The organism is Sphingomonas sp. SUN019 (assembly GCF_024758705.1).
Classification (GTDB): Bacteria; Pseudomonadota; Alphaproteobacteria; order Sphingomonadales; family Sphingomonadaceae; genus Sphingomonas.
In genome coordinates this window covers 1678090-1693363 of the sequence record NZ_CP096971.1, presented here as the reverse complement: position 1 = coordinate 1693363, position 15274 = coordinate 1678090, and the positions used below count along the sequence as shown (strand labels likewise).

The 15274-nt window shown below is 66.6% G+C and carries 12 protein-coding genes; 8 read left to right on the top strand and 4 right to left on the bottom strand.

The genetic code is table 11. The features are described 5' to 3' along the window. Nucleotides 1-95 precede the first annotated feature (95 nt). Nucleotides 96-1634 (top strand): amidase, encoded by a 1539-nt coding sequence (locus M0208_RS08220; RefSeq protein ID WP_258891226.1) that lies wholly within the window; start codon nucleotides 96-98, stop codon nucleotides 1632-1634. Here M0208_RS08220 and M0208_RS08215 read toward each other — a convergent pair. From M0208_RS08215 to M0208_RS08205, 3 genes are read right to left on the bottom strand one after another with little or no spacing between them, the layout of a single operon-like run. Beyond that, nucleotides 1624-2433 carry an alpha/beta fold hydrolase gene (locus M0208_RS08215; protein ID WP_258891225.1) on the bottom strand — a complete coding sequence of 270 codons (810 nt, stop codon included), beginning with the start codon at nucleotides 2431-2433 and terminating at the stop codon, nucleotides 1624-1626. The genes M0208_RS08220 and M0208_RS08215 overlap by 11 nt on opposite strands. Further along, nucleotides 2430-3773 (bottom strand): MmgE/PrpD family protein, encoded by a 1344-nt coding sequence (locus tag M0208_RS08210; RefSeq protein ID WP_258891224.1) that lies wholly within the window; start codon nucleotides 3771-3773, stop codon nucleotides 2430-2432. Before M0208_RS08210 ends, M0208_RS08215 begins: the two co-directional genes overlap by 4 nt. Beyond that, nucleotides 3770-4684 carry a hypothetical protein gene (locus M0208_RS08205; protein ID WP_258891223.1) on the bottom strand — a complete coding sequence of 305 codons (915 nt, stop codon included), beginning with the start codon at nucleotides 4682-4684 and terminating at the stop codon, nucleotides 3770-3772. Before M0208_RS08205 ends, M0208_RS08210 begins: the two co-directional genes overlap by 4 nt. 241 nt (nucleotides 4685-4925) lie before the next feature. Here M0208_RS08205 and M0208_RS08200 point away from each other — a divergent pair, with 241 nt between their 5' ends. The 3 genes from M0208_RS08200 to M0208_RS08190 all read left to right on the top strand — a co-directional run bounded on the left by M0208_RS08200 (nucleotide 4926) and on the right by M0208_RS08190 (nucleotide 9905). Continuing rightward, nucleotides 4926-6611: an alpha/beta fold hydrolase gene (locus M0208_RS08200; RefSeq protein ID WP_258891222.1), complete on the top strand. Its 1686-nt coding sequence runs from the start codon at nucleotides 4926-4928 to the stop codon at nucleotides 6609-6611. Between the two features lie 164 nt (nucleotides 6612-6775). Beyond that, on the top strand, nucleotides 6776-9334 hold the full coding sequence (locus tag M0208_RS08195; protein ID WP_258891221.1) for a TonB-dependent receptor: 2559 nt from the start codon (nucleotides 6776-6778) through the stop codon (nucleotides 9332-9334). An 82-nt stretch (nucleotides 9335-9416) separates the two neighbouring features. Next, the gene (locus M0208_RS08190) at nucleotides 9417-9905 is read left to right on the top strand and encodes a hypothetical protein (RefSeq protein ID WP_258891220.1); all 489 of its coding nucleotides are present in this window, start codon (nucleotides 9417-9419) and stop codon (nucleotides 9903-9905) included. On the opposite strand, the gene M0208_RS08185 is transcribed toward M0208_RS08190, so the two are convergent. Then, complete coding sequence (locus tag M0208_RS08185; RefSeq protein ID WP_258891219.1) at nucleotides 9906-11276, bottom strand: MFS transporter; 1371 nt, start codon at nucleotides 11274-11276, stop codon at nucleotides 9906-9908. It lies immediately after the preceding gene. A 154-nt stretch (nucleotides 11277-11430) separates the two neighbouring features. On the opposite strand from M0208_RS08185, the gene M0208_RS08180 reads away from it, so the two are divergent. From M0208_RS08180 to M0208_RS08165, 4 genes are all read left to right on the top strand, one after another. Continuing rightward, complete coding sequence (locus M0208_RS08180; protein ID WP_258891218.1) at nucleotides 11431-13194, top strand: alpha/beta hydrolase; 1764 nt, start codon at nucleotides 11431-11433, stop codon at nucleotides 13192-13194. A gap of 196 nt (nucleotides 13195-13390) precedes the next feature. After that, entirely contained in the window at nucleotides 13391-13732 is a 342-nt protein-coding gene (locus M0208_RS08175; protein WP_258891217.1) for a hypothetical protein, read from the top strand. Continuing rightward, complete coding sequence (locus tag M0208_RS08170) at nucleotides 13729-14148, top strand: heme-binding protein (RefSeq protein ID WP_258891216.1); 420 nt, start codon at nucleotides 13729-13731, stop codon at nucleotides 14146-14148. The genes M0208_RS08175 and M0208_RS08170 overlap by 4 nt, the downstream gene beginning before the upstream one ends. A 12-nt stretch (nucleotides 14149-14160) precedes the next feature. Continuing rightward, entirely contained in the window at nucleotides 14161-15273 is a 1113-nt protein-coding gene (locus M0208_RS08165) for a class I SAM-dependent methyltransferase (protein ID WP_258891215.1), read from the top strand. Nucleotide 15274: the final 1 nt, after the last annotated feature.

The window sequence follows — 15274 nt, the reverse complement described above, 5'->3', positions numbered from 1 at the left end:
ACATGGGCGCGCCGCCATGCATGGCGCACGCAACGCTTGATGCGAAGGCGGCATAGCTGCTTGATCGATTGTCGGGTGTGGTCGACGAGGGGGCCATGAACGACGACGACATCGCTGGTGCTGCGCTGAGGCAGGGGTTGGACCGGGCGCTGGCCCATTTCCCGCCGGAGGTCGAGGTCGCGGCGCGGCTGGCGGAAGAACAGGCGGCCGGGATCGTTGCATTGTCTAGGCACTACCCCGGCGAAAGCCGGAACCCAGTTACGAGCAGCCCGCAACTGGGCCCCGGCCTTCGCCGGGGTAGTGGTGGGGGGGCTGGCGTCCCATTGCATCAATACTCAATCGCTCAGATCGCAAGCGCATACGCCGACGGATCGCTCGACCCACCAACCCTGCTCGACGCACTCCTCGCGCGAATCGATGCGATCGACAGCCAGTTGAACAGCTTCGTCGCGATCGACCACGACGGCGCGCGCGCCGCGGCGCAGGCGTCCGCCGAACGGTGGCGCGCGCATCGGCCGCTCGGCCCGCTCGACGGCATACCGGTCGGCGTCAAGGACGTGATCGACGTGGCGGGTCTGCCAACACGGTGCCATTCGCGCACCACCAGCGATGCCCCCATGCAAGCCGACGCGGCAGTCGTGGCGACGCTGCGCGCGGGCGGCGCGATCATCCTCGGCAAGCTCGCGACGCATGAATTCGCGATCGGCGGCCCCGCGTTCGACCTGCCGTTCCCGCCTGCGCGCAATCCGTGGAATATGGATCATCACCCCGGCGGTTCCTCGTCCGGCGCAGGTGCGGCGGTGGCGGCGGGGCTGGCGCCGCTGGCGATCGGCACCGACACCGCGGGATCGGTGCGCAATCCGGCCAGCGCATGCGGAATCGTCGGGCTGAAGCCGGGGCGGGGGATGCTGTCCGTGGAGGGCGTCGTGCCGCTCGCCTGGACGCTCGATCACATCGGCTTGCTGACCCGCAGCGTCGAGGACATGGGGATCGCAGCGGCGGCGCTCGGCATCGAAGTGCGCCCGACCGCGCCGGGCCGGATCGGCTACGTTCGCCACTTCCATACGCGCGACCTGGCGGCGACGCCGGACGTTTCCACCGCGCTCGATCGGGTCGCGGCCGAACTCGGCGCGCAGGACATCGAACTGCCCCCGCTCGGCGACTTCGCCTTGGTCAATCGCATCATCCTGCAAAGCGAAGGCTTCGCCGCGCACGCCGACCGCCTTCGCGGGCAACCAGAGGCCCTGTCGAAACTGACCCGAACGGCCCTACTGCCCGGCGCGTTCATCTCGGCCGAAACGCTGATCGCCGTCTATCGCCAGCAGGGCGTGCTGACCGCCGCGGTCGATGTCGCATTCGAGACCGTCGACATCCTGCTGACCGCCAGCAGCATGGAGCCCGCGTGCCGGATCGACGACCCGGCCGAGATCGCGCGCAGCTACATGTTGCAGGCGCGCACCCCGTTCAACGTCAGCGGTCACCCCGCGCTCGCGATGATGGCCGGGCTGTCCGCGGACGGCCTGCCGCTGTCGGTACAGTTCGCTTGCCGGATGGGCGAGGAGGGGCGGCTGCTCGCGGTCGCCGCCGAATGGGAACGCGCGATGGGCGGCCCGGTGTTCCCGCCTATTTCCTGAAGAACGCCGCGATCTTTTCCGCCGCGATTTCGGGCTGTTCGATCACCAGATAATGCCCGCTTTCCGGAATGACGTGCAGTTCGGCCTGCGGCAGCGCTTCGGCGATCCGGCGCATCCCGAAGCCCGACGGCGCGGTGTCGAACGCGGTCATATTGTCCTCCGCGCCCGCCAGCAGCAGGACGGGCATCGTGATCTTGGGCAGCAGCGGCGAGAGGTCGGTCTTCTCGATCGTCTCCGTGCCCGCGATGAACGCCTCGGGCAAGGTTTTGCTGTTCGCGTCGCGGATCGATTCTAGTACCGCCTCCGCATCCGGCCGATCGTAGAAGCCGCGCGCAAACCCCGCGACCGACGTGAGGTCGGCGACCGCGACCATGCCCTGCTCGCGCGCGCACCGTTTCCACGTCGCGCGCATCATCCGCGCGGCATTGTCGTAGCGTGCGAGAAAGCAGCTCAGCACCAGCCGGTCGACCACCTCGGGATGATGCGCCGCCAGCGTCAACGCGACCATCGCACCAAACGACGTGCCGTGGATGCTGACCTTCTCATACGGCAGCGCCTCGATCAGTTCGAACACCAGTTCGGCGATTCCCGCCATGCCGCCGGGCCGCGAGTCGCCGCGGCTGTCGCCGTAGCCGGGCAGATCGAAGTCGATCACCGCAAAGTCCTGCGCGCTCAGCGGCGTCAAATGCCCGAAATTGCGATGCCCGAACGCGGAGCCGTGGATGTGGAGCAACGGCGGACCATCTCCGGTCACCTTGTACCAGATCGCCTCGCCGCCGGGCAGGGTCACCAAGGTCATGCGTCGATCCTCAACAGGTGTGTCAGCGTGCGGATGCCGGGCACCGTGTCGAGCGCCCAGACGGTGTCGATGATCGCGTCGGCGCGGCCTGGCGGAAGCGCCCCGGCATAATCGCGGAACAGCTGGCCGAGCGTCGCGTCGGGAACGCGCGCGCCGGGCGTGCCGAGGAAATGATCGACGTTGCGCGCCTCGGTCGAGCCATCAGTGAAGGCGACTTCCAGCGAACACCCCTCGAACGTCGCGCGTGCATCGTCGGCGATCAGGTCGATCCGGTCGCGCAAGGCCAGCACTGCCGGATCGGTATAGCAATCCGCCGTCGTTTCCGCAGTGGTGAAGCGGCCGCGTAGCCACGCCGCGGCGGCGCAATGTCGCAGGTCGAACGTCGCCTCGCTTTCACTAGAGGGCGCGCCGAAACGGTCGCGGCGTTCGTCGGCGATCGATTGGACCAGCGGGTTCACCTTGAACGTCATCCGATCGACCGTGCGGCCCGCGGCGCGTGGGCGGACGGCCAGCACGCATTCGACCGGGCCGTGGGTGATCGTCTCGGTCGGCACAACCTTGTAGGTCTGCCCGAACAGCCGCCATTCATGGCCGAGCGTGGCGAGCGCCGGTGCGATTTTCGCAGCGTCTTCATCGCACAGCGCCTGGAACATGCCCCGGTCGCCCTCGAACGCGGTGGCGGGCGCGGTGAAGCCACGTTCGGCCAGCTCGAACGCCGACAGCCCGCTCCGCGCGGTCGCGCCGGTGATATAGCTGAGCGTCATGCTGCCGACCGACGCATACAGCCCGAAGGCGGTGCACATCGCGATGCCCAGCGCGTGCGTCGTGCGCGCTTCGTCCAGGCCCGCCAGCACGCAGCACGCTGCGGCTGCACCGACCCCGCCGGTCAGCCCCGCGGGCACGCCACCGCGGCAATAACCGGTCGGCATCAGGATCGTCGCCACCGCCAGTTCGGCTTCGACTCCCAGCGCCAGCGCGATGAGCAAGTCACGCCCGCTCGCCCCGCGCGCCTCGGCCAGCGCCAGAACCGCGGGCAGCACCGCGGACACCGCGTGCATGAAGCACGGAATGTAGGTGTCGTGGAAATCGAGCACCTCGTACAGCGCGCCGTTGACCATCGCCGCGGCCTGCGGAGTCGTCGGCGTTCCGTACCAATGCACGCTCGCCCCTGTCCCGCCATGCTCGGTCGCCCAGTCGTGTAGGAGACGAACCGCAGGATGCTCCTTCGCCCCCACCGACGCCTTCAACTGATTGAGCAGCAAGCGTTTCGCTTCGTGCAGTACGCCTTCGGGCGCGGTCGCGGTCGTCAGGAACCGGGCCAACGTTTCGGATACGGTCATCGCGCGACCGGCTCCAGCGTCACGCCGTCAGCGACCGGACCATACATCCAGCCGAGGATCGCGGGTTGCGCCTGATTGTAGCCGCCGATCGCGGTCAGCGCGTCCCACGCGGGAAAGCCGCGCAGGCCGACGAAGGTCGGTTTGCCCGCATAGTTTGAGGTGTAATTCGCCGCCACCGGATAGGCGTGCAGCGCGCGGACATGATCGGCGAGGCCCGCGGTCGGCAGCGCCTTCGCCACATCCTCGTTGGCCAGTGCGAGATCGATCCACGCCTGATATTGCCGTTCGGGCGGATGCGTCTTGATCGGATAGCCCGCGGCGCGTTCGGCGGCGACGTCGGGTGCCTCTAGCAGGCTGTAGCGTAGCCGCAGCACGCCCGGCGCGTCGGTCCAGCGCCGCGCCAGATTGCGCACGAAGACGCGGAACTCGGCTTCGGGGGTGCGGCTGCGCAGGAAAAGCCCGAACGCGGGCGCGGACGGCCGGCCCTGCGGCGGGATCAGCGCGCTGCGATCGACTAGGGTATGCGCCATCTCGTCGACGGCTTTGTAGGTCGTGCTCTGGTCGACGATCAGGTCGATGTCGCCGAGCAATTCGCCGCGCACCTGATCGCCCGGTTCGGCGGCGAAGGTCGCCAGCGCCGCGCCGTCGGCATAGCGCACGTCGGACAGCCACATGAGCTGTTCGTCCGCCGGGCACGTCTGATCGACCTCGCCCAAATCGAAGATCGGATGCACCGCATCGAACTGATAGTGGCGATATTCCCAGATCCCCGGCCGCCGTGCGATCGCTGGGCTGTGCACGTCGCGCCAATAGCGCCGCACCGCGTCGAGCGGCAGATCGGGCTTTTTCCAGCCGCAGGTGATGCGGCAGATGCGGGCGTGGTTTTCGGTATCGATGGCCGTGTCCGGCATGACTTCCCCCGTTTCTCGGCGTGGCGAAGGCATGAAATCCTGACGGCACGGACGCAACGCTTCGCGACCTGACTTGATTAAAAGGCGTGGCGGCGTGCGGATCGATCCTGACGAAGTTACCCGATAAGCGGGTGGCCGTGCGGCGACGAATTGCCCTTATCGGGAGCGCCACCAAGCATCAGCCGATTGCTAGTTCCCGGAGTTCACTCATGTCGCACCAATCGCTTTTCCGGTCGCACGCATGAGCGTGGCGGGCGCACCTGCCTTGAAGCGCCGCTTCCTGCAGGTCGGAAATCGCCGCGTGCATTACTTCCGCGCCGGGGACGGCCCGCCCGCGGTGCTGATCCATTCATCGCCCGCCAATGCGCGGCTGTTGATGAAGGAGATCGACCGGCTGTCGCGCGATCACACCGTCTTCGCGTTCGACACGCCGGGCTTCGGCCTGTCCGATCCGCTGCCGATGACCGAGATGGTGGTGGCCGACCTGGCCGATGCGCTGGCCGGGACGCTGTCGGCGATCGATATGCCGCGCTGCCCGGTGTTCGGGACGCATACCGGGGCAGCGATCGCGCTGGAATTCGGCGTGCGCCATCCTGAACGGACGACCGGGCTAGTGCTGGACGGCGTGCCCGCCTTTACCGACGCGGAGTGCGAGCGCTTCTTCGGCACCTATTTCCAAAAGATGCCGCCGTCGCCCTTGGGCGGGCATTATGCCGAGGCGTGGACCCGGTTTCGCGACCAGTCGATCTGGTTTCCGTGGACCAATCGCACGCCCGAACAGCTCAACCCCTATGATCTCGGCCCGCCGCACAGCACGCATCTGTGGGTGCAGATGTTCTTCGAGGCCGCGGAACATTATGCCCCGGCCTACCGCGCCGCCAGCTTCTACGGCGCGCGCGCCATCGCCGCGATCGCCGAACTGACGGTGCCCGCGGTGTTCACCGCGACCGAAACCGACATGCTGTACCCCCACCTCGACCGCTTTCCGCCGCTGAAGGACGGCCAGGCGATCGCGCCGATCGGCACATCGTTTGAGCGCAAGCGCAAGGTCGCCGCCGAAGCGTTCGCGCGGTACGGCGCGGACGGTCTGCCCCCGGTGGACCGCGACGCGATCGGATCATCGGGCGGCATCGCGCGGCAGTTCATGGATGGCCTGACGGGACAGATCCATGTCCGTTACGCAGGCGATCGTTCCGCGCCCCCGCTGCTGCTGATCCACGACGCACCGGGATCGTCGGAACAAGCCGAACCGCTGATCGCACAGCTGGCCGAACGGTTCTTCGTGGTCGCCCCCGATCTGCCGGGCAGCGGGGAATCGGATGCGTTCGCCGAACCGCCGAGCGTTGCCACGCTGGCCGATGCGGCGGCGGGCGTGCTCGACACGCTCGGGATCGATCGCGCGGCAGTCTATGGCATCGGCTTCGGATCGTCGGTGGCGCTGGCGCTCGCGCATACCGGCCGCGCGACCGCGGCGATTCTGCAGGCGCTTGCGTTACCAGACGCGGACGAGCGCGCATCGCTTCGCGCGCATTACGCGCCGCCGATTGAGATCGAGGCCGATGGGGCACATTGGTATCGCACTTGGCTGATGTTGCGCGATTCGCAGGTATACTGGCCGTGGTACGACCGGCGGCTGCCAGCGCTGCGACGCGTCGAGGCGGACTTCTCCGCGCGACCGCTGCATCGCTGGACGATGGACGTGATGCGCGCGCGGCAAAGCTATGCGCATCCGATCCACGCTGCGCTGGATCATGACGCCGCGGCGGCGCTGACGGCGTTGCCGACGCCATTGTTGCTGGTGCGCGATCCCGCAACGCCGCTCTCGGCGCAGGACGACCGCCTTCGTGCACTAGCCCCGAATGCAGTCGCGATAGACGCCGCGTCGGGCTTCGTGGAGCAACTGGTGCGGTTCGTTACCGCGATATGACATTCGGTCATCGGTGCGGGACAAACTGGGTCTGTTCGCGGGTGCAGCGTGCGCGCACCGTTCTCGTCGGCGGTCAGACCGAGCCGGAAAGCGGAACCCAGAAGAACGCAACCGATCGGCGCGAACGGGACTGGATGCACATTGCATCCCAAGAGGGGAATTCCATGCGCTCGATCTCGATTTCACCGAACTTTGGTCAGAAGGCCTTGCTGTCGGGGGTCGCGATGCTCGCACTCGCCGCACCGGGACTGGCGGCGGCGCAGGACGCGCCTGCGACCGCCCCCGGCGCGCAGACGACGCAGACGACGGAGCCAGCGCCTGCCGCCGACACGCCGCCATCGACCGGGGCCGGCGATATCGTCGTAACCGCGCGCAACCGCGAAGAGCGATTACAGGACGTGCCGCTGTCGATCACCGCGTTCAACAGCCAGGCGCTGTCCAATGCGAACGTCCGCAACCTGCGCGACATCTCGTATCTGACGCCGGGCCTGTCGATCACCAGCGGCGGCTCGGAATTCGGCGTCAACCCGATCATCCGCGGTCAGACCAACCTGAACGGCGGCGGCGGCGACCCCAACGTCTCGGTGTTCCTGGACGGCATCTACATTTCGAACAACACCGCGATCAACGTCGGGCTGATCGATATCGAGCGGGTCGAGGTCGTGAAGGGGCCGGTCAGCGCGCTTTATGGCCGCAACGCGTTCGCGGGTGCGATCAACTACGTATCGAAGCGCCCCTCGATCACCGAACCGCACGCCAGCGCGACCGGTTTCGTCGGCAATGACGGGCAGTACAGCTTCACCGGGGTGCTGAGCTATCCGCTGATCAAGGACGTGCTCGGCGTGCGCGTCGCCGCCGGGTACGAACATTTCGACGGCAGTTATCAGGACGAGGTCAACGGCAACAAGGCCGGCGGCTTCGAGAAGCGCGACATGCAGGCGTCGCTGTATTTCACGCCGACGCCGGAATTTTCGGTCAGCGCGGCGTACTATTACGGCGTCGATACGTTCGGGCTGTCGGCGATCGCCTACAACGCCAAGAACTGCGGCGTGCGGACGACCCCACCAACCGCGCAGGACGTCAGCGGGACCGGCTTCGCCGAATTCTGCGGGCGGTTCGATCCCGATCAGCATCCCGTCGAAGTGCCGACCATTCCGGGCGGCGCGGGCGCGTCGGGCAACGATCGCAAGGTCAACCTGGCCAGCTTGAACGTCAGCTACGATTTCGGTTTCGCCAGGATCACGTCGTTGACCGGCTATACGAAGATCGATCAGCAGCGTTACACCGACTTCATCGCGCGGCGCAGCGGCATTCCGTTTCTGCTGACCCCCGGACCCGGCGTCCTGTTCCTGCAGGAACTGTTCGGATCGAACACCAACAACAAGGATTTCAGCCAGGAACTCCGTATCCAGTCGGCGCAGGACCAGCCGTTCCGCTGGCAGCTAGGCGGCTTCTATTACAAGGGCCGGACGTTCGGCACGACGATCGTCGGCATCGGTGGCGCGCCGATTCCGGCGGGGCAGCAGTTGCTGCCGGGATTCCCGCGCGACAGCTACAGCGACGGCGCGGCGCTCAGCACCACCCGGATCACGCAGACGCTGTCGCACGATCGCCAGTTGTCGGGGTTCGTCGCGGCCGATTACGACGTGTTCGACGGGTTAACGGTGTCGGGCGAATATCGCTACACCGATCAGAAGAAGGACCAGATCATCATCCGCAACGTCGCGTGCCCCAGTACGCTGACGGTGGCGGCTGGCACCTGCACCGGTCCAGCGCCGACGCCTTATCTGTTCCCGAACGGCACGACGCCCGCCGAGCGCACGTTCCGCTACGACAATTTCCGCGCGACCGTGAAATATGCGGTGACGCCCGGAACCAACGTCTATGCCAGCATCGCCGACGGCCTGAAATCGGGCGGGTTCAACCAGCGTTCGACCTCGATCCTCGACCGCAGCTATGATCCCGAAACCAACACGACCTATGAAATCGGCATCAAGAACAGCCTGTTCGACAACCGGCTGCAATTCAACGTATCGCTGTATCACATCAAGACGAAGGGCATTCAGATCTCCGGCCCCAGCGCCGATCCGAACAATCCGGGCCTGGTCATCACCAACTTCGGCAGCGTGAAGACCAACGGTTTCGAGGCCGAACTGGCGGCGAAGCTGGCGGACGGCGTACGCGTGAATGTGGGCGTCGCCCATGCCGATCCGGAATTCGGCGACGACGCGTTCGATTTCGGCGCGGCGAACGCCTCGTGCTTCCTGATCCCGCAATGCGCCGCGCGCATCGTCGTCGCCGCGCCGGGCACGCCGCTGAATCCGGTCGGCCCGCCGCTCAACACGACGAGCAAGAACGTGCTGCGCCTCGGCGGGCTCAGCGTGCCGCGCACGCCGCACTGGATGTTGAACGCGGGCGTCGATCTGGAAGGGCCGATCCAGGGCGACTGGAAATGGACCGCGACCTACAATGCGCGGTATGAGGACCGGCAGTACGGCTTCAACAACAACATCAGCTACTATGGTCCGCGCACGATCATGAACGTTCGCGCGGGCGTCGATAACGGAATGTATTCGGCGTCGCTGTACGTGAACAACCTGACCGACGACCACACGCCGGAAATCGTCTCGGTCAATGCGCGATTGAGCGATTTTCAGGGCGACCTGAACGGCTATCTGCCGGTCGGCCGGCAATATGGCCTGACGCTGGGGGCGAAGTTCTGAGATTGGCCGCGCAACCTTCATGAACGGCCTGATGCGGTCGCGCCGATCCCGGCGCGACCGCATTTCTTTTTGGGAGAAGATGATGAACCGAACCACGATGATCGCCGCCGCGCTGCTCGCGTCGATGCTGCCGGGCGCCGTCTCTGCGAAAGCGAAGACGTGTCCGCCGACGACCATATTCACCACCGACCTCGCGCATCTCGACGGCTACCGCGTGTTCACCGGTCCCGACGGCGACTCCGCGGTGGCGCCCTTGCGCATCGACGCGCGGATCGTGCCGCTGCTGAAGACCGGCAAGAAGCTCGGCATCATCGATCTGCCCAAGGAAGGTGATCGCGCTGGCCAGATCGTGATCGGTGCGGCCGACGTCGACCTGGCGCTGCACCCCGCGCCGTACAAGGAGATGTTCGTCCTGCTCGGCGGGTCGTTCACGTTCAAGACCGCAAAGGTCTCGATCCCGATGAAGCCGGGGTCGGTGCTGCTGTTCGAGGATACTGACGCGAAGATCGGACACGGTGGGCGCATCGGCCCGTGCGGCTATGTCTCGCTGTCGATCAAGCCCGCGCGCTAATCAGGCGCGGACCGTCTCGTTCAGCTTGCGCTCCTCCAGGTCGTAGAACGCCAGCGCCGTCATTCCCGCCAGCGTGATCGCGGCGGGGACGTAGGCCATCGCGATGCGGATCGCCCATAACGCGCTCTCGGGTTGCGCGATCGCGCCGCCGCGTGACTGGACATAGCCGTATGCCCCGAGCAACGCGCCGACCAGCGCTACGCCGATCGCGCCGGAGAATTTCTCGACCGTCGTGTACAGCGCGGCGAACACGCCCTCGCGCCGAAGCCCCGTGCGCCGGTAATCATATTCCATCGTGTCGGGCAGCATCGACTGGCCCATCAGGATGACGCCGCTGCCGCTGATGCCGATGACGACCCCGCGCAGATAGACCATCCACAACGGCTCGCCCTGCGCCGCCAGCATCCAGCTGAGCCACACCGGCAGGCTGATCGCCAGCGCGACCAGGAACGTGCGCTTCTTGCCGATCCGCTTCGAGCACCACAGCCACAGTGACGGCGCAATCAGGAACATCGCCGACTGGCACAGGAAATACGTGCCGAGCACCCCGTTCGACACGCCCAGGATGCGCTGGAAGAAGAACGGGAAGATCGATTGCGTGCCGAGCGACATCAGCGTGATGAACTTCACGATCACCAGCACCACGAACGGCCGGTTCGCCGCAGCCGAGCGGATTTGTTCACCGATGCCGTGATGCATCGCGGTGCGTTCGGTCGAGGGGGCGTGCGCGGTGCCGAAGAAGGCGATCATGCCTGCGCCGATCACGATCGGCACGAACACCAGCGCCATCTTGGCATAGGCGTCCTCGCCACCCCCGAACCAGTCGAGCAGTTTCGGCCCGGCCGCGCTCGCGATGATGATCGCCAGGCCGACGCCATATACCCGCCAGCGCATCAGTTCGGTGCGCTCATGGTAATTGCGCGTCATCTCGCCCGGCATCGCCATATAGGGCACGTTGAACACGGTATAAGCGGTGGCGTAGAAGATCAGGATCAGCGCCATGTATGCGATCCGCGCGGTCTCCCCGGCGAAGGACGGCGCGGCGAAGATCGCCAGCAGCGATATCGCCAGCAGCACCGCGCCGCCGATCAGATACGGCCGCCTGCGCCCCCAGCGGCTCTTCGTCCGGTCGCTGGCGATCCCCATCGCGACATCGGCGAAGGCGTCGTAGAATTTCGACACCGCGATCAGCGTCGCCGCCATCCCCGCGGCCAGGCCGTAATTGTCGGTCAGGAAACGCAGCAGCAGCGCATTAGTCGCGGTCAGCACAGTTACCGGGCCGAGCGTCCCGACACCCCACGCGATCATCGCGCCGCGGCTCAGCCTCGGCTCCGCGCCATCAAGTGCAGGATCGATCGTCGTGCTGGCCATGCCCGTCTCCTCGTGACGTAGCGGACCCGCGAACGCCAGTCCGGGCAACGCGACCGGCCACGGACCTCCGAATGCCGGTTACCCCAATGCGCCCGGATCGCGCGCGCCCGGTCCGCGCGCACAGTCTTGCGGTTCAAGCCCCCGAGGAATGACGATGATCCGATTCCTGCTCGCGATCCTGTTGTGCCTGCCGTCCGTCGCGGCGGCGGCTACGCTGGCGGATTTCAAGATCACCGTCCTGCAATTGCCGAGCGATCCGCCTGGCCGGGTGATCGAGGCCCCCGGCGGCGGCCGCGTGACGACGCCCGCGGTGCTGTTCACACCGGCGAGCGGCGCGAACATCCACGGCCCGGCGATCGTCATGCTGACCACCGGTCCCGGCGCGCATCCGCTGGAGCAGGGGCAGGCCAGCCGCTTCGCCGCCGAACGGCTGGCGGCGCGGGGCTATACGGTGCTCAGCCTCTACGGAAAGCTGGAACACGATTTCACCACCGTGCGCTTCGCCGACACGGTTTGGGCGGTGAAGGCGGGCCTCGATTACCTCGAGATGAGCGGATACGAGGATTTCGTCCTCGCCGGGCAGAATTACGGGGCGATCGTCGCCGCCGAATATCTCGCGACGCAGCCCGACGTGCTGATCGACAACGGCGGGGAACGCCGGGTGAAGGCCGTGGTGCTGATCAACCCGACCACGAACCTGCGCGCCTTCCCGCGCGCGGGTCTCGATCGCCCCAATTATGCGGCCCGTGTCTCCGCGGCGGAAGCGTCGGTGAATAGTGGCCGCGGCCTGTATCCCAAATCGCTGGAGCCGGGGCAGGGGGCGGCCCCGGCGACCGATCCGTGGGTCGGCAACGGCGTGTTCGTCCAGCCCGCCGAAGCGTTCATGCAATTGTGGAGCCCGGCGGCGCAGGCGCGTAACGTGGCGGTGCTGGCAAAGCTGTCGCTGCCGACGCTGGCGCTGATCAGCGGCGGCGATCGATCCACCTCCGACCGGCTGAAGACGGCGGGCAGGGTCGATATCGTTCGTTTCCCGAAGGACGTCGGCAATTTCGCAGGTGCGGAAACGCGCGCCGCCGATGCGATCGCTGACTGGCTGACGACGCACGGGCTGGGCGTCAGGCCTGCGGTGACGACCGACGTGCTGGACGTGACGACCGGCGGCGGGCGCGTGCTGCAGGGGGTGCGCTATGCGCCCGCGGGCGGTGGCGATCCCGCGCGGCCGGTGGTGATGCTGATCTCGGGGCGGGTCGGGGACACGATCCAGTCCTCGACTCACTGGCTCGGCTGGCGGCTGGCGCAGCAGGGCTATGTCGCAATCGCGCCGGGCATGCGGATTTCGGGCGTCGCGGGCTTCCAGTCCTCCCGGTTGACCGAGGTGACCGAGGATATCGGTAAATGGGTCGACAAGGCAGCGGCGCTGGGCGCGCGGCGCGTGGTGCTGGCGGGCCATTCGAACGGCGGTATCTGGGAATCGGCGTATGTCGCCGGCACGCACGACAAGCGCGTGGCGGGCCTGATCTACATCGCGCCGACGCGTGACAGCCCCACCTATGCGCGCGACCATTCGCCGCCCGGTCAGTATGAGAAGGACGTCGCGACCGCGCGTGCTGCGACCGCCGCAGGCCGCGACATGGACGTGGCGATCGGGCTGATGAGCGCGCGCGCGTTCCTGGACAATAACGGCCCCGACGCGCGCACCGTCCATACCGCGCGGGTGCGTGAATTCGACCTGCCGGGGCTGTCGATCACCGGCGCAAAAGACCCGCTGATGAGCGAGGATTTCGTCCGCGAATTCTCCGCCGCCTATCGCGGCAACCTAGAGCAGGTCCGCTATCCGAACGGCAGCCACGGCTTTCGCGAGAACAAGGAACGGATCATCGAAGACATGGCTGCGTGGCTGAAGCGGACGTTCCGGTGAGCGCTATTCCTACCTCCCCGGCGAAGGCCGGGGTCCAGTCGCCACGGCTTCTCGGCTTTAGGCCTGCCCTCTGTATAGATTTCGGCCAGCCTGGGCCCCGGCCTGCGCCGGGGAGGTGCTTATCGAAACACCGGATAGCGGACACCGGCAACGGCGTCGTTGTCGGCGCACCCTTGGCGCGGACATGGAAACCGGCATGACCGACGCCCCCATCCGCAAACCCCGCCGCCGCTTTGCGCGCGGTCAGTCGCGCCCCGAATATCTCCAGCCCGGCGACATCGATCAGGTGATGATCATGCTGGTCGCGCTGATGTCCGAAGTCTCCGCGCTGCGCGACCGGATCGACACGCATGAAGCGGTCGCCGACCTTGGCGGCACGGCGACGACCGACGCGATCGAAGCGTATGAACTCACCCCCGAACGCCATGCGGCGCGCGAGGCGAAACGGGAGGCGATGCTGAAGCGCGTGCTGCGCGTCGTCACCGAAGAACGCGACGCGGCGGCCACCGACGGCCCGGTAAAGAAGGCGACAGCATGAGCATCACCCTGGAAACCGCCGCCGAGATCGCGCGCATCGCCTTCGCCGACGCGCCCGGCCGTGGCGTCACCGTCATGTCGGTGGTCGTCACCGATCCGGGCGGGCACATCCGGCTGGCGATGCGCAACGACGCGCAGGGGAATTTCGGCGTCGACACCGCGCTCGGCAAGGCGCGCTCGGCGCTGGGGTTCAACCGCAGTTCGTGGTCGCTGCAGAAGACCTTCGTCGATCCGTGCGGGGTCGCCGCGATCACCGCCGCGACCGGCGGCGCGTTCGTGCCGCTGGGCGGCGCGGTGGTCGTGCAGAAGGACGGCGTGACGATCGGCGCGGCGTCGATTTCGGGCGGGATGCCGAACGTCGATCATGATATCATCGTCGCGGCGGTCGAGGCGGTCGGCCTCTCCGCCCTGGCCTGAAGGAGAACAATCGTGTTCCAGGAACGCCACGCCCTTCTCCCCTCCGAAACGCATGACGAAGCCGCGCGCTACGCCTTCGTGTCGAGCTTGCGGAAAATGTTCACGGTCGATCTCTTTCCGGGGATGCGCACCGTCTACAACGAACGTCAGCGCCCCGCGTTCGAGGCCAAGCACGGCCGCACGCCCGACGACGTGCGTGAAGCCAAGACGCTGATGGAGCAAAGCTTCTACTATCGCGGATCGAACGTCATCGGCCGCGCCGCGCAGGAATTGCTGTGGGATACGGTCGGGGAGAGCGTCGAACGCCAGCTCGACACGCTGGACGAGGCCGCGAAGCCCAAGCCCGGCGATCTCGGCACGCTGCGCACCAATCCCGATCTGCCGATCCCGCGCTATATCGATTCGGTCGACATCCACGTCATGCCGGGCAATTTCCATACCGAGCTGAGCCCCGACGATACGTTCGCGGGCGCGCTGTATGATCGCGGCGTGCATGTCTTTTCGTTCGGCGGATTGGGTGCGCGCAATGACGGGCTCGGCGTCGCGATGGCGGCGTTCGTGCGTGAGACATATCCCGATCTAAAGCCGAAGCGGATCCTCGACATGGGCTGTGGTCCGGGCTTCACCACGCTGCCGTGGAAGGAGGCGTTCCCGGACGCCGAGGTCCACGGCATCGACATCGGCGGCCCGCAGGTCCGCTATGCGCACGGCCGGGCCGAGGCGATGGGTGAGGCGATCCACTTCAGCCAACAGGACGGCACCGCGACCGACTTTCCCGACGGTCATTTCGACATCGTCGTGTCGATGCTGGTCACGCACGAATGCCCGCAGCCGGTGATTCGCGCGCTGTTCAAGGAAGCGAATCGCCTGCTCGCGCCGGGCGGACTGACGCTGCATGACGGTGGCGCGTCCTATGCCTCCGATCCGTTCGAGAATCTGCTGATGAGCTGGTTCGGCAACAATGTGAACGAGCCGTTCTCGGCCGGATTCAAGAGTTTGGATTATGATCAGGCGTTCATCGACGCCGGTTTCGCCAAGGACAAATTGGTCCGCGGCAAGCGCGATCCGGTCTATCTAAAAGGTCAGCTACCCCGGATAAGTTTTGTCGGCGCAATGAAGGACTGAT